This is a genomic window from Lysinibacillus sp. NPDC096212, assembly GCF_044763105.1.
GTDB lineage: Bacteria > Bacillota > Bacilli > Bacillales_A > Planococcaceae > Lysinibacillus.
In genome coordinates this window covers 90,895-108,613 of record NZ_JBIWFQ010000015.1, presented here as the reverse complement: position 1 = coordinate 108,613, position 17,719 = coordinate 90,895, and the positions used below count along the sequence as shown (strand labels likewise).

Sequence of the window (17,719 nt, the reverse complement as noted above, 5' to 3'; positions counted from 1 at the left end):
TAACACCTCACCATTTACCATTATAACATTTTTCGCGGGTATTGCTTTTTTCCCGTAGGCATATTCTATGTTCGTGGGTGTTCACTTCTCTTCCGCGAGTATTTTCCCGTTTCGCGCGGGTATTATTAAAGAGAGAGCAAAACATTTATATGAATGAAAGGTCCATGTACTACCTACTTTTTTAGAAAAACATCATCATCATTTTGTATTTAAATTCCCTAATTTAAAAGAAGCACTTCAACTAGGATAATTTTTTAAAAAACACGCATTCTAATGAAAAAGAAAGGATGCGTTTTTATGTGGAAACAGCATATAGTAGGAGCGGTCATCGCTACTTTTATTATTGCCGCGGCAATTAGCTTTAATCCATATTCGGCTGCTAGCTCTGATGAATACCATTGGGGATTAAAGCGAGCGAAAAACGGTGAACCAGCTGAGGCTGGGGCACAGCTTGATCAGCTACTTGAGAAGTATGGTGCAATTTATAAAGGTAAGCCAGATAAAAAAGTTGCTTATTTAACCTTTGATAACGGATATGAAAATGGATTCACGGAAAGCATTTTGGATACATTGAAGAAGGAAAACGCACCAGCTACCTTCTTTTTAACTGGTCATTATTTAGAAAGTGCCCCTGATTTAGTAAAACGCATGGTTAAAGATGGACATACTATCGGCAACCATTCATGGGGGCACCCAAATATGGCGAGGCTTACGCCAGATGGTATGCGTAGTGAATGGAAGAAACTCGATGATAAGTTACGTGAATTGACGGGTATTGAACGTACAACATACGCTCGTCCACCTGAAGGTATATTTAACGCAAAATTATTAGAGGTCGGAAATGCTGAAGGCTACCGTCATATTTTCTGGTCCGTTGCCTTTAAGGATTGGGAAAGGGATGTACGTCGTGGCGCAGATTATGCGTATAATGCATTAATGGAACAGCTTCACCCTGGTGCCGTAATATTAATGCATACTGTTGCACAGGATAACGCTGAAGCTCTCCCAAGGTTTATTGCCGAAGCGAAAAAACAAGGCTATACATTTTTATCCCTTGACGATTTAGTTTTAGAACATGAAGATCTTCCCGTCGCTTTGCAATCGTCTACTCCTTAGTTATAATGGGGAGATGATATTAAAAGAACAGGGACGTGGAACGCTTGACGCAACAAACATCAATGGAAGTTGGACAAAAATTTCCTCTAACAATAAAAAGACTTGGTATTAATGGCGAAGGAGTAGGCTTTTATAAGCGTAATGTTGTATTCGTAAAAGGCGCTATTCCTGGTGAAGAAATTACAGCACTAGTAACTAAAACACAGCGAAACTTTGCTGAAGCAGAAATAGTAACTATTCGTAAAGCTTCAAAATATCGTCAGGAAGCACCATGCCCAGTTTACAACGAATGTGGCGGCTGCCAGCTTCAACATATGACATATGAAAAACAGCTAATCGAAAAGCATGATATCGTAATTCAAGCATTAGAACGTTATGCTAAGCCTTTAGCTAATACAGTTGAAGTTCGCAAAACTTTAGGGATGGATAATCCATGGAATTATCGTAACAAAAGTCAGTATCAAGTACGTAAAGAGGGTAAACGTGTCTATGCAGGGCTATTTGCAGAAGGTAGTAACAAGTTACTGAACATCAACGATTGCCTTGTTCAACATCCGGTTACATCAAAAATCACAGTGGCAACGCGTAAAATTTTACAAAAACTGAATATTACTATTTACGATGGCCGTACGCTTGATGGCTTAGTGCGTACGATTGTAGTACGTACTGGGATTCGTACTGGTGAAACACAAGTCGTGCTCGTTACAACACGTAAAGAAATTCCACATCAGGCAGAACTCATTGCACGTATTAAAAAAATCGACCCAAGTATCGTTTCGATTGCCCAAAATATTAACCGTGAGAAAACATCGTTAATCTTTGGCGATGAAACGATTGTCCTCGATGGCAAGGAAACGATTCATGAGGAGCTTGGAGAATTAGCCTTTGATTTATCAGCTCGTGCCTTTTTCCAACTGAATCCAACACAAACCGTTCATCTCTACGATGAAATTAAAAAAGCAGCAGCATTAACAGGCAAAGAAACAGTTGTTGATGCTTACTGCGGTGTTGGAACAATCGGTTTATGGCTAGCTGACAAAGCAAAAGAAGTTCGTGGAATGGACGTTATTCCAGAAAGCATTCAGGATGCACGTAAAAATGCACGTAACCATGGCTTCAAGCATACAAAATACGCAGTCGGTACTGCAGAAAGTGTTTTAGCAAAATGGCGCAAGGAAGGATTTACACCTGATGTTATTACAGTTGACCCACCACGCACAGGTCTAGCACCAGAATTCATCCGCACAGTGTTGAAGCTAAAACCGAAGCGCTTTGTCTATACATCGTGTAATCCATCAACTTTGGCGAAGGATTTAAACGAATTATCGAAGTTTTATGATGTAGAGTATATTCAGCCGGTGGATATGTTCGCACAAACCGCACAAGTGGAGTGCGTGGCGAAGCTTGTGTTGAAAAATAAGTAATAAAAACGGGCGTCCTCAAAAAATGAGAGACGCCCTTTAAAAATTCTAAAAGAGAATTAAACAGAAAAAAGGCGTCTTCTAAAATTAAGAGACGCCTTATATGTATTGCACAGCTCTAGCTGCCTGGTGGATGACGGACGGTCCAGAGAAATCAACACCTTAACCAGTAGCCCAGGATTTAAAAGAATTTTATGCTTTAAGTTTTTAGCTTTAATACGAAAGAACTTTGAAACGTAAACTTTGGACTTTTAACTTTAATCTTTGAGCTTTTATCTCCGATTATTTGAACTATCCATTGTAGTAAGACATGTTTCTGGTTTTAACTCGCACACATGTCTTGAAGCGCGAGCGATTTATCGTTTTCCGTTTTCGCTAGGCCATGCATATTTTGTTAGGCTTGCACTTCAATAAATGTAGTTGCGTTTGATTCTGATAATACAGCGTCGACCTCTGATTCAAATTCTTCAATTCGATTACTTAACGCTTCGATTTTCTTTTTAACATTCATCGGATCAATTAACTCGTACTCGTTTCTTTTCATAAATGTCTCTGTATGTAATTTTACTTCTTCTGGAGATTGTTTATCTTTATTTCCTAATATATTAACTAAATACGTTTCTAGCTTTCCAGGCAACGCATCATTTTCTTTTGCAACCGTATTTATCGCTGAACGATATTGCTGTTGCATGACTTCTAACAGTTCCTTTTCATATTGAATGGACTGTTTGCGTTCAATCGCTTCTGCTACAGTCATTTCTTCTTTTCCCACTATTACTTTTGTTTTAGCATTGGACTGTACAACTAGCGCCTTAATTCGGTTGCGATAGTCAACTAAGCTAACTACTTTATCGTATGAGGCTTGCATTTGCTTTTCATATTCTTGAATCTCTACACCATTAATTTTGCTATTGCTTTTACGATTAGCTAACACTGAACTAACTTCATGCGTTGCTGCTTCGATGCGGTGATTTAGCATCTTTAATTCTGTTAATGCACGGTGGATCGATAATTTTTTATATTCTGCCATGTGTTAATCTCCTCATTATAATTAGTATCTTAGTTAGTGTTCTTCTATTATATAGAGGTAGAAATCCAAAGTCCAAATATTACTATCTACAAATATTATTTGATTTTATGTTTACTTGTCTGTATAATATCATTCTAGGTGCCAAACCTATGTGACTTGGACGGAACATCCTTGTCACGCAAAGAACGCCATAACAGCACGGATTTGCTGGGCGTTTTTTGTTTTATGAGCGGGAGATGAGCCCCGCTCTTTTATTTTGTCCAAAATTATACGTTGCTCAAAAGTCTCCGAGCTGACTCTCTTTTTTCCGCTTCAAGGATCATTCCAAAAGACAATGCCCCTTACATCGACACTGGTCGCTTATTTTTTTTCGTCCAAATACTAGTAAAACAATGGCTATAGCTAGCAAAAGCATCGCCACTAATAAAAGGAAGCTGTAATTTACATATTCTAAATAAACGCCTCCTAAAAATGGCCCTGTTAAGCTACCGATACTAAGAGCAATACCGCAAAGCAGATTTCCTGTTGGTAGTAGCTCCTTTGGTGTTAAGTCAGCCATAAAGGTAATACCTAACGAAAACATCGAACCGACTAATGTACCTGTAAAGAAAAATGCTACGGCTACTGCCATTTGTGAATGTTCTACAAAACTTGCAATGCCAAAAATAACAGCCCCACCAAATGAGCCTATCATCAAGACATTGCGTCGTCCTAATTTATCCCCTATAGCTCCAAGTGGTACTTGTGTCAAAATCCCACCAAATGTAAAGACTGATAAAATAATAGGAATCATATTCACATCGAAACCTTTACGTAACGCATAAACTGGGAACAAAGCATTTAAAGAGGATTCTAAAAACCCATAAACAAATGGCCCTAAAAATGCAATCCACCCGAATGCGATAGCCATTTTATAACGATGCCAACCCCTTGCATGTAAGTCTCCCGTTAATCGCTCTGATTTTTCATTTTGTAGAAGGAAGACAAAAGCCCATGCCAATAAGCACATAATCGAGGACACAATAAACGGTAATGCTTCTGAAACTTGTATACGTTTCACCATCAAAGGACCGACCGCAAAACCTGTACTAAAGGACAAGCCGTAAATGGCCATACCTTTTCCTAAGCTTTTATGATCCGTTGTGCTTGTAATCCACGTCTGTGTTGCAAAATGTAATGCATGATCCCCAATTCCAATGAGTAAGCGGAGGGTAAACCAAAAGGTCACACTCTTCCATAAAGGAAATGCAAGCAGTGAAGCGAAGACAAGTGCACCGCCTATTAAAATAATTGGTTTGTAGCCCCATTTTCGTAATGGCTGCTCGATAAACGGTGAGATCAATAAAGTTCCTATGTATAGACCTGTTGCGTTCAATCCATTCAACGCAGAGGAAACTCCATCACGTTCGAAAATAATTGAAATTAACGGTAAAAGCATCCCTTGTGAAAAACCTGAAATAGATACAATTAACACTAGAATGGCAAATCTTTTTTTGTTGTAATCTGAGAAGTATGTCATCATTTCCTCCAACATCAAGTCATTCTATCAAATAACAGCATAACAAAAAGCCTTAGCGCTCACCACATGTGATTTTACGCTAAGGCCTAACTAATACTTATCTCCATTTAATTGTATAAACACGAATTTCGACTTTTACATCGCCGAGTACTTGTTTAAACTCCCTCCTTTTCGAGTTAGAGTTCTTTTGTTTTTTTTAATCAGCTCCTTTACTTTTTCTTAATATTAATTTAACACACACATTCATTATTGTAAATATTCTGTCTATTGATTTTTACAAAATAATCTCTAAGTCCTAGGTGTTTGCCTAAACATTGAAATTTAGTCCCAAATCAGCTAAGATGAAGGGGATGAAATGAGGTGTATGTATGTCAAATCCAATCACTGATAAAAAACAGCAAATGAACTACTTAAAAGAGCGTCTTGAAATGTTTTTAGAAGTTTTAGATGCAATTGATCCTGAAACAACTGAATTAGAGGATATCGATCGTTTAATTCAAATGATGGATGATTTAGAAGACAAAATGGAGCAATTTAATGCTCGTGAACAATAACTACTAATCAATTTCGCCTTGGCGTAATTGCGTCCGGAGGCTATATAAAAGCAAGTGGAAAGCTATATATCCACTTGCTTTTTTTCTTGTCCATTTCCGGCTAGTAGCAATCCCAATTATATAGAACTTTACTAAAATCTTTACGTTTCAGCTCATCCTCTGTGATGAAAAAATTGCCGACCCCGTCATCCCCCCAAACAATTTGTTCCCCTACACTATCAATCTGAAGCAACAAAATTGTTGAATCTGTATAGTCGCCATATGCTCTTGGATCTTCTTGGGTAAAGAATGGATATCCTCCAATTTTATGACCTGAACTATTTAAAGTTTCATAAAATGAGTCTACTAAATTATCATTGTCTTCTATATTAGCAAGGATCTTCGCATATAGTTTTTCACTTCTAAAGTCATTTGCTGATAATGGTTCATAGCTTGTTCCAAAAGACAATGCCATTTCTTTTTCCACTGGAAAGAAAAATTCTTCTTCTTTCACTTCAACAAATGAGAAGTCTTGTACTAACTGCGACTCATCACTGACAATATGTTCGTGGAAAATGACGCAGAAACCCTCCTGATTTTGACCATTATCAAAATCTATCCCTAGAACATCATCATAACCATCAATATAAAACTGTAAGATTCCCTCTTCAGGGAAATTTGGTAAATGCCTAGGTACATCTGTAAAATTAATTTGTGCTAGTAATTTTAATGGCTGCCCTTCAGGACTTTTCGGATATTCCATTGACAGCGGAAAATACGGATCACCCGCAAACTTACTTTCAAATAAAGATGTTTTTCGTTCTTCCGTTTCAATAAATACAGTAGGCTGTATCGTTTCCTCTATTACAGACCGATATTGTTCAAATGCTTCGGGTAAATTAAGTAACTTCATATTATTACCTCCTAAAGGAAATTTAAATTTATTATAGAACGAATGTTCTTCTCGAGCAATCTTTATGGTGATTTGATCAGCTCGGCTCCAAAAGTGATCCTCTCCCATTATCTTCTAACACCTCAACGGCAGATAACATAATTTCACATTTAAATTTCCTCTTTTTGAGAATAGACCTATAATTCCAACCACAATGAGTTGAACTCTTTTTTTCATTAGTTGAAAAGAGTATAATGTAACGTGGAAATAATCAAATTTTCTATGGGGGGCAATACCAAATGAATATCCAAACTTTGGAGAAAAGTCTTTACGATTTAATTACTGAAACGTCTACAAATCTACCAAAAGACGTACGTCGTGCTATTAAGAAAGCTAAAGAAGCCGAGAATTCAGGTACTCGTGCTGCAATGAGCTTAGACACAATCTCAAATAATATCATTATGGCAGAAGATAATGTATCACCAATCTGTCAAGATACTGGTCTACCAACATTCAAAATTTATACTCCTGTCGGTGTAAATCAATTAGAAATTAAAGAAGCTATTAAAAAAGCTATTATCGATACTTCTGCAGATGCAAAATTACGTCCAAATGCGGTTGATTCGTTAACAGGTGCAAACAGCGGTAATAACCTAGGTGACGGTCTACCTGTTATGAAATTCGAACAATGGGAAAAAGACTATATTACAATTAAATTAATCCTTAAAGGTGGCGGCTGTGAAAATAAAAACATTCAGTATAGCCTACCATGTGAGATTGAAGGTCTTGGCCGCGCTGGTCGTGATTTAGATGGTATCCGTAAATGTATCCTTCACTCAGTATACCAAGCACAAGGACAAGGCTGTTCAGCTGGTTTCATCGGTGTAGGTATCGGTGGCGATCGCTCTTCTGGTTACGACTTAGCGAAAGAACAGTTATTCCGTCATGTGGAAGATACAAATCCAAATTCTGATCTTGCTAAATTAGAAGAATATGTTGTGAAAACTGCAAACACATTTGGTATCGGTACAATGGGCTTCGGTGGTGAAGCAACATTACTTGGCTGTAAAATTGGTGTTATGCACCGTATCCCTGCATCATTCTACGTATCTGTAGCTTATAACTGCTGGGCATACCGTCGTATGGCTGTGGACATCAATCCTCAAACTGGTGAAATTATTAACTGGCATTACCAAGAAGGCGAAAAAATTACATTTAAAGAAGATGAAGTTGCAGCAACAACAGAAGATACTACTACAGATGTAGTAGAACTTACTGCACCAATTACTGAAGAACAAATTCGTGCTCTAAAAGTTGGTGACGTTGTTTCAATTACTGGTCGTATGTACACTGGCCGTGACGCAATTCACCATCACTTAATGAGCCATGATGCTCCAGTTGATCTTAATGGACAAGTTATTTATCACTGTGGCCCTGTAATGGCAAAAGACGAAGAAGGCAACTGGACAGTAAAAGCAGCTGGTCCAACTACTTCTATTCGTGAGGAGCCATACCAAGGTGACATCATGAAAAAATTCGGTATCCGCGCTGTAATTGGTAAAGGCGGTATGGGACCAAAAACACTTGCTGCATTAGAAGAGCACGGTGGTGTTTACTTAAATGCAATCGGTGGTGCAGCACAATACTATGCAGACTGCATTAAAGGTGTTGAAGGCGTTGACCTAATGGAATTCGGTATTCCAGAAGCAATGTGGCATTTAAACGTTGAGAAGTTTACAGCTGTTGTAACAATGGACTCTCACGGTAACTCACTACACGCAGATGTAGATAAATCATCCCTAGAAAAACTTGCTCTACACGCAGAACGAGTATTCTAATAAAAGCGTTACGTTGAATAGCATAACTAGTTTTTAAGCTGTGGAGTACGCATAGCGTCAGCCATACTGCAAAAACGAATTTATAACTTAATAATTTATGGCTTATCACCAAAAGTTAGGTATGACATTTATTAAAACGTATGTCAGTTGATTGAAGTGAAGACTGGCCCTTAGGAAAGCGCCCAGCCGGAACGGACATCAACCCCACTTTTTAGTGATAAGCCGCCTGCACAAATTTGAGAAGCACAGAATATTCCTATGAATAACTGTGCTTTTCTTATGTTCAAAATTATTTCAAAAATCCTCAAATCGCCGCCATCTCAATCCCAGACTGCTTTTATCCCCACTCTTTAAAAATCCCTTCAAATTTCTTACTTTCTTTTTTAAAATACCTTTGTTATAATAATTCTAAATAAGAAAGGAGCTAATCGAAATCGATTTTCAATTAGATATTGTTTATATACATTGATTTACATGGGTTTTGATATTGATTTTCATTATCAGGAGGGATAAAAGTGGAACATTCTAAACGAGAAAATTTCAGTTTAATTGAGAAAACAAAAGAACACGCTGAATTAATTGCTGCCCTTATAGCAGGTTTGTTTATTTTGCTTGCATGGCGTTTAGATACTAGCGGGCAAACAACCGCTTCTATTATTTTATATATTGTTGCATTTTGTGTTGGTGGATTTGCTAAAGCAAAAGAAGGTATTGAAGAAACCATTGAAAATAAAGAACTTAATGTTGAACTATTGATGGTATTAGCTGCAGTTGGTTCAGCTGCAATCGGTTATTGGACGGAGGGTGCTATTCTTATTTTCATTTTTGCTGTAAGTGGCGCTCTTGAAACATACGCAATGAATAAAAGTCATCGTGAAATTTCTGCACTCATGAACTTACAACCCGAAGAAGCTTGGCTTGTTCGTGGTAACTTTGAACCAATGAAAGTTTCTGTCTCTACATTACAAATTGGAGATCACCTACTCGTAAAACCTGGTGAACGTGTACCAGCAGACGGTGTAATCTTTAAAGGACAGTCTTCTATCGATGAATCCGCAATAAGCGGTGAACCGCTTCCAGTGGCAAAACGTGAAGGCGATGAAGTATTTGCAGGTACAGTGAACTTAAATGGTGCCATTACGATGGAAATGACAAAACCAAATTCTGAAACACTATTCCAAAAAATTATCCAGCTTGTACAAAGTGCTCAGAGTGAAAAATCTCCATCTCAACAATTTATAGAAAAATTCGAAGGTACTTACGTGAAAATTGTGCTACTTACCGTGGCCCTTATGATGTTTCTACCTCACTTTGTACTCGGTTGGGACTGGACAACAACTTTCTATCGAGCAATGGTACTCCTAGTAGTTGCTTCTCCATGTGCACTTGTTGCATCCATTATGCCAGCAACACTTGCAGCCATTTCAAATGGTGCAAAACACGGTGTGCTATTCAAAGGTGGCCTACATTTAGAACATCTAGGTGCATTACGTGCACTAGCGGTAGATAAAACAGGTACTTTAACACAAGGAAAACCAACCGTTACTGATTTTATTGTTCGAGAAGGATTAGACCGTGAAAATACAATGGCAATCCTTGCAGGTATTGAAGCACAATCGAACCATCCACTTGCTCAAGCAATTACTTTATTCGCAAGAAAAGAAGGGATCACACAGTTTGCTCAAGCCACTATAGAAGATATCCCAGGTTGGGGTATTAAAGGTTACGTTAATGAAGTCGAGTATCTTGTTGGTAAACCAGACTTTGTTGGTCTAGATGAGGCAAATGAATTTGCAAATGGTGCAGCAGAAAAACTTGCCTCAGAAGGAAAAAGCGTTATTTTTATTCGTGACCAAGATGGCATTGCTGCATTGGCAGCCTTAAAGGACACCGTTCGCAGTGAAGCAAAAAAAGCAGTATCATTACTAAAAGAGCTAGGCATTGATGTTATCATGCTAACGGGCGACAACGAGAAGACTGCTAAGGTAATTGCCAAGGAAGCAGGCGTGACAGAATACGTTGCAGAATGTCTCCCTGAAACAAAAGTGACTGAGATGAAACGCCTTCTTTCTGAACATAAATTTGTAGGGATGGTCGGTGACGGTATTAACGATGCACCTGCTTTAGCAACTGCAACTACCGGAATCGCTATGGGAGAAGGCACAGATGTTGCTTTAGAAACAGCAGATGTCGTTTTAATGAAAAATGACTTATCAAAAATTGCCTATGCAGTACGTTTATCACGTAAAATGCAACGCATCATCAAACAAAACATTTTCTTCTCTATCGGCGTTATCGTTTTATTAATTGCTTCAAACTTTTTACAAGTGGTCGATTTACCGCTAGGTGTAATTGGACATGAAGGAAGCACTATTTTAGTTATTTTAAATGGCTTACGTATGCTTAATAAAAACGCCTAAAAAACAAACAGCCTCGTATCACAAAGCGTGATGCGAGGCTGTTCTTTTCATATTCCTACCTATTCGTTAGTGTTTTCTGCTTCATAAGTTCTTTTTGCAATACTTTTTTCTGCATCGTCGCATTTAAAATGCCACCAAAAATTAAAATAATCCCCGTTAAATACAGCCAAAGCATTAAAATAATAACGCCTCCAATACTGCCATATGTAGCGGAATAATTCGCGAAATTATTAATATAAAAAGAGAAAGCATATGTTACTGCCAACCAGGCAAGAGTTGAAAACAATGCCCCTGGCCAAACCCCCATTAACTTTAAACGAGGATTTGTATTTGGAACAAATCTATATATTCCCATTAAAACTATAAAAATAAGTAGAGGCGGTATCGACCAACGCATTCTATGCCAGATTATTTCAAATTGCTCCTCAATGCCAACAATCGAAAATAAGAAATGCCCTACTTGTTGCCCAAAAACCGGTAAAAGTAGAACGACAGCAATAACGACGACGAATGCTAAGGTGAAAACAAGGGATAATCCTCGATCTAATAGACTCCCCCTAGTTTCTGTATCATAAGCCTTATTTAAGGCTCTAATCAATGCATTAATTCCTTTGGAAGCGGACCAAATTGTCCCAAGTACCCCGACAGATAATAAACTACTATTACGACTTGTTAAAATTTCATCTAAGGTATTTTCAACAAGCCTGTATACCTCGTCCGGCATAATATTCACTAGAAATGAATACACTTGCGTCGACTGTATATTCAAATACGGTAGTAATGTAACTAGAAAAATTAGTAGTGGGAAAAAAGACAGTAAAAAGAAATAAGCCAATTCCGCTGCAAGAGCTGATATTTCCACTCGCTGTATGCGTAGCATTAAATCTTGCATGAAGCCCCTTGATGTCATCACATCTACAGTGTCTTCGTCTGGTGAGACAAATGATTTCACCACACCGACAGCTGAATGTATCGATGCTTTTTTCTTCTCCATACAAATTCCCTCCTGTACGACAACTATTCTTTATCAGGCAAAGAAAAGGCTGATTTCGTGTCATTAATCATGCCTTCAATCGTGGAAGGTAATTCTTTAAACTCATCAACTTTATCAATGATTGAGTTGACATTTTCTGAAACACTTTCACATAGCACTTTAGTGGCCATTACTTTTTCCTCAACTAGCACTTGTAATTCCTCTCGGTTGGTTGCATAATACGATATTGCTTCTTTCATCTTTTTCGTTGAAGCTATTGTTTTTTCACGCGTTGTACGGTCCAACATACTTAATGCAGCACCAACTGTGGCACCAACTACGATAGATGCTAATAATTTACTTCGTCCCATATTAAATACCCCCTGCTTTAGTAAATATAATTAAACTGCTCACTGCCCTTATTCTACCCAATAACAGTCTATTTTTAAAGCAATGTCGAAATACAGTGTTGACATTTTTTTTATTCAATGAAATGATATTTTCGAGGATTACGAAAGGTAGGTTTAAATAATGGATTTATCAGTACCGTCAAAAGAAAACGTTATTTATATGATTGATCAAATGAAAGACAAGCTTCGCATGGTTAATGTCGATGCAATGAAATCGGAAAATTTCGATGAAGCTAATTACGAAGACCTAGTCTATTTATACGAAATGATCATGAAGCGCGATACATTTAGTCCAAGCGAGATGCAAGCTATCGTTGCTGAATTAGGAGCTTTACGCAAATAAATAGAAGTTTGTAAACAAAAAGCTATTAGCGATGAGGCACCAAAGCCGTTTGCTAATAGCTTTTTTCTATTTTGTATTTTTTGCGGCAGAACCATCCTCAGTTACAAGTGGTTGTATTAACACTTCTACACGACGGTTTTTCGCACGCCCTTCTTTAGTATCATTCGGTGCAACAGCACGGTTCTCACCGAAACCTTGTGTACTAAAGTTTCGACCATCTAACTTCGAGTTACTCTGCAATAAAAGTTCTGCGAAGTTCACTGCACGCAATACGGAGAGCTGTAAATTAGAAGAGAAGTTTGGACCAGCCGGAACATTATCCGTATGACCAGTAACAACAATATTACGTGGCGGATTAGATACCAATACATCTGCAAGCTCTTTTGCTGTTGGCTTATACTCCGGTTTAATATTCGCCTTCCCTGAATCAAACAGGATACTATCACGAATTGTAACAAGTAATCCTTCATCAGTCATCGCTGTTGCGAATTGACCTTCCATCTCATGAACAGCAATGAAATTATCAACACTATCTTTAATTTGAGCTAACTCCTGCTGATCCTTTAAGTAAGCTGAATTTTGCTGCGTTTGTGGTGTTTGATCACTTTCAGCATTCGGACTTTGTATCGGTGAAGGCTGCTCTAAAAAGCTTGTTCCACCATCAAATACTTGATTAAACACCGCTGACATTCTCTCTAGCTTTTCTTGGTCTACTGAACTGGATGCAAATAATATGATAAATACAGCTAATAGCAGTGTTAAAATATCTGCATACGGAACGAGCCAAGACTCATCGATATGTTCATCATGCTTTTTTTTCTTAGCTTTCTTTGCCAAGGCCGCCCGCCCCGCTTTCATCAGAAATTTGACGACGTTCTTCCATTGTTAAGTAAGACGATAATTTTTGTTCAATAACACGTGGAGCCTCCCCTTCTAAGACAGAAAGGATGCCTTCAATCATCATTCTTTTTTGCTTAACTTCGATAGCTGATTTACGTTTTAATTTATTCGCAAACGGATGCCATAAAACATAACCTGTAAAAATACCTAATAATGTAGCCATGAAAGCAGCTGAAATAGCATGTCCTAGCTTTTCTATGTCATTCATATCTGCTAATGCGGCGATTAACCCTACTACCGCACCAAGTACCCCTAAAGTCGGGGCATATGTACCAGCTTGTGTAAAGATTGCAGAACCACTAGCATGACGTTCTTCCATCGCTTCGACTTCTTCTGTTAGGACATCACGAATATAGTCCGCATTCTGACCATCAATTGCTAATGTAAGTCCATTTTTTAAAAAAGGGTCTTCAATCTCTGAAGCTTTACTTTCAAGTGCTAATAGACCTTCTCGGCGAGCTAAATCAGCCCATTGTGAAAACATCTTAATAATCTCAATATCATCTGCTAATTTTGTTTCTTTAAAAAGAATTTTAAATAGCTTTGGTACACGCTTTAACTCCTTCATGGGGAAGGCAATTGTTACTGCGGAAATTGTACCGAAGATGATAATTAGAATGGCAGCTGGGTTATAAAACGCACTTAAACTTACACCCTTTAGCACCATTCCTGTTAATAGCGCTATAAACGCAAGTATTAACCCTACAATCGACGATATATCCATTCTAGAACCTCCAAATCTCCTATTTACCTTTATTTCGTCCTTTTTTTCCATATTTTAAATAAATACATAATATAGTATAAATGTATTTCACATTTTTTTCGATGTAATAAATACTTTTTATTCACTTTTCGACCATATTTGATTATATTGAATTAAGAATAATACACTAAATTGTCTTTATTTGAAAAAAGTTAAGAATTTATTATTATTCTTCGACACAAAATTACTAAAATATGTTTGATTAGTCATAAAATCAGGATTAAATATCCAATAAAACCAACGCATTCATATAAGTAATTCGACTGACAATTAAAAACTAATTCAGATAATTACTAAAACGTCACATTAAAATGATATAAAACAGTTTGATGTCGATTTATTCGACAAAATACTTTTTTCGCACTCGCTACGAAAACGCTCCGAAAGACTCATTTTATTTCTTCCCATATTTAATCAATTATGCCTCGGCATAATTACATCTAGATTCGGCTTTGTGCTGGCACAAAGAACTTTCACCAACTAAAGACTGAGACTTCTGTACCTGCCGCTACGCTTTCGTTACAAAAAACGTCACGGCTAAGCAAGGACAAGAAAATTTAAAATCAATTATTTCAACAGACGAAATGCACATTATTAAATAGCGTTAGTAACACACATCACCTATTGACAATCTGATTAGATGTCTCTATTTTTTTGCAAGGGATTGCCTATAACTTTTTGTTTTGAGAGTGGGAAGCGTTGTTCATTGGAGAGCTTTGGACTAATTCAAAGCTCAGTACATTACTATATGATTATTTCGGGCAATTGAATATAGAAAGCACTACCACGATTAGGTAAAAATAATTAACATTCCGTATTGTTAACTGGACAATTTAAGTAATTTATACCTACTAATATTAGTCTGGACTAGGTATGTTGTGGATGTCATAAATTCTCCTTAGATTTTCATAGTAACCTATTGTATAATTACTTTAGATAATATTGTAGATTATTTTAGTAGAGAGGGGCTTTTATTATGTTCATTACGACTGTATTAGGCTTTAGTGCCGTTTTATTAATCTCTTTGGCATTCTTCATCCACTACCTACAAGTTGGTTTAGATTCTAAGTCTTCAGTAACTGTAGATCCAAAACCAAACGAAAAATTTTAATTTTGTTGAAAACAGCTACATTATTGTAGCTGTTTTTTATTTATCTTCCGGCGGATTTTGCGGATACTTAATTATTTCGATTTGCTAAATAAATTACTAAACTTCTTTTTTTTTCGTAAAAAATTGCGTGAATATTGTCATTATTGTTTGCATATTTATAGTTTTGCTCTAAAATAATTCCTGTAAGGAAGGGAGCAATCTTTCATGACAATGTTACAAGATATTCTTAAGTTTAATGAAGATTTCGTTCAAGAAAAAAAATATGAGCCTTTTATTACAACAAAGTATCCTGATAAGCGCATCGTTGTGTTATCTTGTATGGATACTCGACTTGTAGAGCTGTTACCCAAAGCTATGAATTTGCGTAATGGCGACGTAAAGATCGTTAAAAGTGCTGGGGCATTAGTTAGTCACCCTTTTGGTGCAATTATGCGTAGTTTACTTGTAGCTGTTTATGAACTACAAGCAGATGAGGTGTATGTTGTTGGACATTACGACTGCGGTATGAGTGCAGTTGACCCAGAAGCAATGCTAAATAAAATGGTTGCTAGAGGGATTACCCCTGAGACTATCGACACGATAGAATATTCAGGTTTTGATTTAAAAGAGTTTTTACGTGGCTTTGGTGACGTAGCAACAAGTGTAAAGAAAAGCGTCGATACAATTCGCAATCACCCGTTAATGGTTAAAGACGTGCCTGTTCATGGATTAGTAATTGATCCAAATACAGGTCGCCTTGATTTAATCATAAACGGTAGTAAACAATAATAAAAAAAGAAGCGTCTATCCTTCAAACACTGAAAGATAGACGCTTCTTTTTATTGATCTTCTAAACGTGCATACATATAATGATCCACCCATTTACCATTAATGTACAGCAGCTTTCTCAAAAGACCCTCACGCTGGAATCCAGCCTTTTCTAAGACTCGGATAGAAGGATTATTTTGTGTTGAAACATAAGCCTCTACTCGATGTAAGCCTACTTGCTCGAATGCAAATTGCACGACCATATTAACTGCTTCTGTGACGATCCCTTTTCCAATATAAATTTCATCCATCGCATAACCAACAAACGCACTAGAATACGGTAAACGTTTTACTGCATAAAGAGCGATATGTCCTATTAGATTATTTGTACTTTGCTCAAAAATACCAAAAGTAAATTCCCTCTTTGAGTCCATTAAGTATAAGCATTCTTGAATTTTTTTATATTGAGCATTAATTGTATAGTATTCAGGTCGTTGTAACGGTTCATGTGTAGACCAAAAGTATTTATTGCGACTTACGAGATCGGTTAAACTTTGTGCATCTTTTTCATAAAATGTGCGAATGTAGCATTTCCCTCCTTGAATTGATACCACATTTTCACCCTTTTTCCTTAATAATCTCCAAATTTTAAGCACCATTTTTCCACACTAACCTTCCGATAATTATCAATACGTTTTAATGCCAGAGCTCATTTACCAATGGAAGAAACACCCACTAATTGCAGTTTTACTTTATTGTATGTAAAAAAAGATGCTGCTACAACTAAAACATCTCGTCTTGTTGTTACAGCATCCATAATATTATTTCACTTTTTGTTTTTGTTTTTTAGGCTTCTCCTCTAGCAATTCAAGGCTAGATGATTCAGCATCTTCTAAATGTGCTTTGCCTAATACATTCGTTAAATGAAGGCCACGTTTTTTTGCCTCACGTTCAATATGTGCTAATGTTTCTTGCAACACCTGTACACGAGCATATTGTTTATCGTCACCTGGTACTAGAACCCATGGCGCACTTTTCTTATCGGTCTTCTCAAACATTTCATTCGCAGCTTCTATATACTGAGGTGTTTTTTCACGATTTCGCCAATCTTCATCTGTTAGCTTCCAAGACTTATACGGATCCTCTTCACGTTCTTTAAAACGATTAAGCTGCTCCTCATCAGATACTTGAAGCCAAAACTTAATAACAATATAATCTCCTGATGTTAAAATCTTTTCAAAATTATTAATTTCTTCGTATGCACGAGACCACTCTTCTGTTGTTGCAAATCCTTCAATACGCTCAACTAATACACGACCATACCATGAGCGATCAAAAATAGCGATTTGTCCATGCTGTGGCAGCTTTCGCCAAAAACGTTGTAAATAATTATAGCGTAGTTCATGAGGCTGAGGTGCTGCAATTGGATGCACGACATAGCCACGTGGATCGGCACGTTCAATTAGACGCTTAATAGCGCCTCCCTTGCCAGCAGCATCCATACCTTCAAAAACTAAAATTAACCCAATTTTATTTTTTAATAAAAACTGTTGAGCATTTAACATTTCATATTGGAGTACTTTTAATTTCTTTTTATACATTTTCTTATCCAGTTTAACTGATAAATCTAGATCATTTAAATTTTGAGTCATTAAAACTTCACTCCTTACATTTGAATATTCTCATTGTACTAAAGAAATATA

General features: G+C 37.1%; 17 protein-coding genes. 8 read left to right on the top strand and 9 right to left on the bottom strand.

What is annotated here, in order from left to right:
* Positions 1-297 precede the first annotated feature (297 nt).
* Entirely contained in the window at positions 298-1,116 is an 819-nt protein-coding gene (locus ACIQ7T_RS15720) for a polysaccharide deacetylase family protein (RefSeq protein ID WP_370079329.1), read from the top strand.
* A gap of 44 nt (positions 1,117-1,160) precedes the next feature.
* Positions 1,161-2,540, top strand: coding sequence for a 23S rRNA (uracil(1939)-C(5))-methyltransferase RlmD (gene rlmD, locus ACIQ7T_RS15715; RefSeq protein WP_370079327.1), 1,380 nt, complete (start codon positions 1,161-1,163; stop codon positions 2,538-2,540).
* A gap of 391 nt (positions 2,541-2,931) precedes the next feature.
* On the opposite strand, the gene ACIQ7T_RS15710 is transcribed toward rlmD, so the two are convergent.
* Together ACIQ7T_RS15710 and ACIQ7T_RS15705 are read right to left on the bottom strand one after the other, a co-directional pair.
* Positions 2,932-3,567, bottom strand: a complete 636-nt coding sequence (locus tag ACIQ7T_RS15710; protein ID WP_402871433.1) for a hypothetical protein — start codon at positions 3,565-3,567, stop codon at positions 2,932-2,934.
* A 319-nt stretch (positions 3,568-3,886) separates the two neighbouring features.
* Positions 3,887-5,086 (bottom strand): MFS transporter, encoded by a 1,200-nt coding sequence (locus tag ACIQ7T_RS15705; RefSeq protein WP_402871430.1) that lies wholly within the window; start codon positions 5,084-5,086, stop codon positions 3,887-3,889.
* A 368-nt stretch (positions 5,087-5,454) separates the two neighbouring features.
* Here ACIQ7T_RS15705 and ACIQ7T_RS15700 point away from each other — a divergent pair, with 368 nt between their 5' ends.
* Entirely contained in the window at positions 5,455-5,640 is a 186-nt protein-coding gene (locus ACIQ7T_RS15700) for an SE1561 family protein (protein ID WP_049668848.1), read from the top strand.
* Between the two features lie 100 nt (positions 5,641-5,740).
* Here ACIQ7T_RS15700 and ACIQ7T_RS15695 read toward each other — a convergent pair whose 3' ends face one another.
* Positions 5,741-6,532, bottom strand: coding sequence for a YwqG family protein (locus ACIQ7T_RS15695; protein ID WP_370079320.1), 792 nt, complete (start codon positions 6,530-6,532; stop codon positions 5,741-5,743).
* Between the two features lie 278 nt (positions 6,533-6,810).
* On the opposite strand from ACIQ7T_RS15695, the gene ACIQ7T_RS15690 reads away from it, so the two are divergent.
* Complete coding sequence (locus ACIQ7T_RS15690; RefSeq protein WP_370079318.1) at positions 6,811-8,349, top strand: fumarate hydratase; 1,539 nt, start codon at positions 6,811-6,813, stop codon at positions 8,347-8,349.
* Positions 8,350-8,864: 515 nt separating this feature from the next.
* On the top strand, positions 8,865-10,769 hold the full coding sequence (locus tag ACIQ7T_RS15685; RefSeq protein ID WP_402871426.1) for a heavy metal translocating P-type ATPase: 1,905 nt from the start codon (positions 8,865-8,867) through the stop codon (positions 10,767-10,769).
* Positions 10,770-10,824: 55 nt separating this feature from the next.
* On the opposite strand, the gene ACIQ7T_RS15680 is transcribed toward ACIQ7T_RS15685, so the two are convergent.
* Both ACIQ7T_RS15680 and ACIQ7T_RS15675 read right to left on the bottom strand, forming a co-directional pair.
* The gene (locus tag ACIQ7T_RS15680) at positions 10,825-11,763 is read right to left on the bottom strand and encodes a YihY/virulence factor BrkB family protein (RefSeq protein ID WP_370079314.1); all 939 of its coding nucleotides are present in this window, start codon (positions 11,761-11,763) and stop codon (positions 10,825-10,827) included.
* Positions 11,764-11,786: 23 nt separating this feature from the next.
* A complete protein-coding gene (locus tag ACIQ7T_RS15675) occupies positions 11,787-12,113 on the bottom strand; it encodes a YtxH domain-containing protein (protein ID WP_402871423.1) in 327 nt (108 codons plus the stop codon).
* 160 nt (positions 12,114-12,273) lie between these two features.
* Here ACIQ7T_RS15675 and ACIQ7T_RS15670 point away from each other — a divergent pair, with 160 nt between their 5' ends.
* A complete protein-coding gene (locus ACIQ7T_RS15670; RefSeq protein ID WP_049668842.1) occupies positions 12,274-12,495 on the top strand; it encodes a DUF1128 domain-containing protein in 222 nt (73 codons plus the stop codon).
* Between the two features lie 66 nt (positions 12,496-12,561).
* Here the strand turns inward: ACIQ7T_RS15670 and motB are convergent, their stop codons facing one another.
* Together motB and motA are read right to left on the bottom strand one after the other, a co-directional pair.
* Entirely contained in the window at positions 12,562-13,332 is a 771-nt protein-coding gene (gene motB, locus ACIQ7T_RS15665; protein WP_370079308.1) for a flagellar motor protein MotB, read from the bottom strand.
* Positions 13,316-14,119: a flagellar motor stator protein MotA gene (gene motA, locus ACIQ7T_RS15660; protein WP_370079306.1), complete on the bottom strand. Its 804-nt coding sequence runs from the start codon at positions 14,117-14,119 to the stop codon at positions 13,316-13,318. The genes motB and motA overlap by 17 nt, the downstream gene beginning before the upstream one ends.
* Positions 14,120-15,134: 1,015 nt before the next feature.
* On the opposite strand from motA, the gene ACIQ7T_RS15655 reads away from it, so the two are divergent.
* Both ACIQ7T_RS15655 and ACIQ7T_RS15650 read left to right on the top strand, forming a co-directional pair.
* A complete protein-coding gene (locus ACIQ7T_RS15655) occupies positions 15,135-15,269 on the top strand; it encodes a hypothetical protein (RefSeq protein WP_370079304.1) in 135 nt (44 codons plus the stop codon).
* Between the two features lie 204 nt (positions 15,270-15,473).
* Positions 15,474-16,037, top strand: coding sequence for a beta-class carbonic anhydrase (locus ACIQ7T_RS15650; protein ID WP_370079302.1), 564 nt, complete (start codon positions 15,474-15,476; stop codon positions 16,035-16,037).
* A 50-nt stretch (positions 16,038-16,087) separates the two neighbouring features.
* Here the strand turns inward: ACIQ7T_RS15650 and ACIQ7T_RS15645 are convergent, their stop codons facing one another.
* Both ACIQ7T_RS15645 and ACIQ7T_RS15640 read right to left on the bottom strand, forming a co-directional pair.
* Positions 16,088-16,675 carry a GNAT family N-acetyltransferase gene (locus tag ACIQ7T_RS15645; protein ID WP_402871418.1) on the bottom strand — a complete coding sequence of 196 codons (588 nt, stop codon included), beginning with the start codon at positions 16,673-16,675 and terminating at the stop codon, positions 16,088-16,090.
* A gap of 162 nt (positions 16,676-16,837) precedes the next feature.
* The gene (locus ACIQ7T_RS15640; protein WP_402871416.1) at positions 16,838-17,668 is read right to left on the bottom strand and encodes a polyphosphate kinase 2 family protein; all 831 of its coding nucleotides are present in this window, start codon (positions 17,666-17,668) and stop codon (positions 16,838-16,840) included.
* Positions 17,669-17,719: the final 51 nt, after the last annotated feature.

Bases quoted from the DNA above. Each gene is read 5' to 3' on its own strand.
- ACIQ7T_RS15720 (WP_370079329.1), top strand. From the start codon at position 298: ATGTGGAAACAGCATATAGTAGGAGCGGTCATCGCTACTTTTATTATT.
- ACIQ7T_RS15710 (WP_402871433.1), bottom strand. From the start codon at position 3,567: ATGGCAGAATATAAAAAATTATCGATCCACCGTGCATTAACAGAATTA.
- ACIQ7T_RS15700 (WP_049668848.1), top strand. From the start codon at position 5,455: ATGTCAAATCCAATCACTGATAAAAAACAGCAAATGAACTACTTAAAA.
- ACIQ7T_RS15690 (WP_370079318.1), top strand. From the start codon at position 6,811: ATGAATATCCAAACTTTGGAGAAAAGTCTTTACGATTTAATTACTGAA.
- ACIQ7T_RS15680 (WP_370079314.1), bottom strand. From the start codon at position 11,763: ATGGAGAAGAAAAAAGCATCGATACATTCAGCTGTCGGTGTGGTGAAA.
- ACIQ7T_RS15640 (WP_402871416.1), bottom strand. From the start codon at position 17,668: ATGACTCAAAATTTAAATGATCTAGATTTATCAGTTAAACTGGATAAG.
- ACIQ7T_RS15650 (WP_370079302.1), top strand. From the start codon at position 15,474: ATGACAATGTTACAAGATATTCTTAAGTTTAATGAAGATTTCGTTCAA.
- ACIQ7T_RS15670 (WP_049668842.1), top strand. From the start codon at position 12,274: ATGGATTTATCAGTACCGTCAAAAGAAAACGTTATTTATATGATTGAT.
- motA (WP_370079306.1), bottom strand. From the start codon at position 14,119: ATGGATATATCGTCGATTGTAGGGTTAATACTTGCGTTTATAGCGCTA.
- ACIQ7T_RS15695 (WP_370079320.1), bottom strand. From the start codon at position 6,532: ATGAAGTTACTTAATTTACCCGAAGCATTTGAACAATATCGGTCTGTA.
- ACIQ7T_RS15705 (WP_402871430.1), bottom strand. From the start codon at position 5,086: ATGACATACTTCTCAGATTACAACAAAAAAAGATTTGCCATTCTAGTG.
- ACIQ7T_RS15675 (WP_402871423.1), bottom strand. From the start codon at position 12,113: ATGGGACGAAGTAAATTATTAGCATCTATCGTAGTTGGTGCCACAGTT.
- ACIQ7T_RS15645 (WP_402871418.1), bottom strand. From the start codon at position 16,675: ATGGTGCTTAAAATTTGGAGATTATTAAGGAAAAAGGGTGAAAATGTG.
- ACIQ7T_RS15655 (WP_370079304.1), top strand. From the start codon at position 15,135: ATGTTCATTACGACTGTATTAGGCTTTAGTGCCGTTTTATTAATCTCT.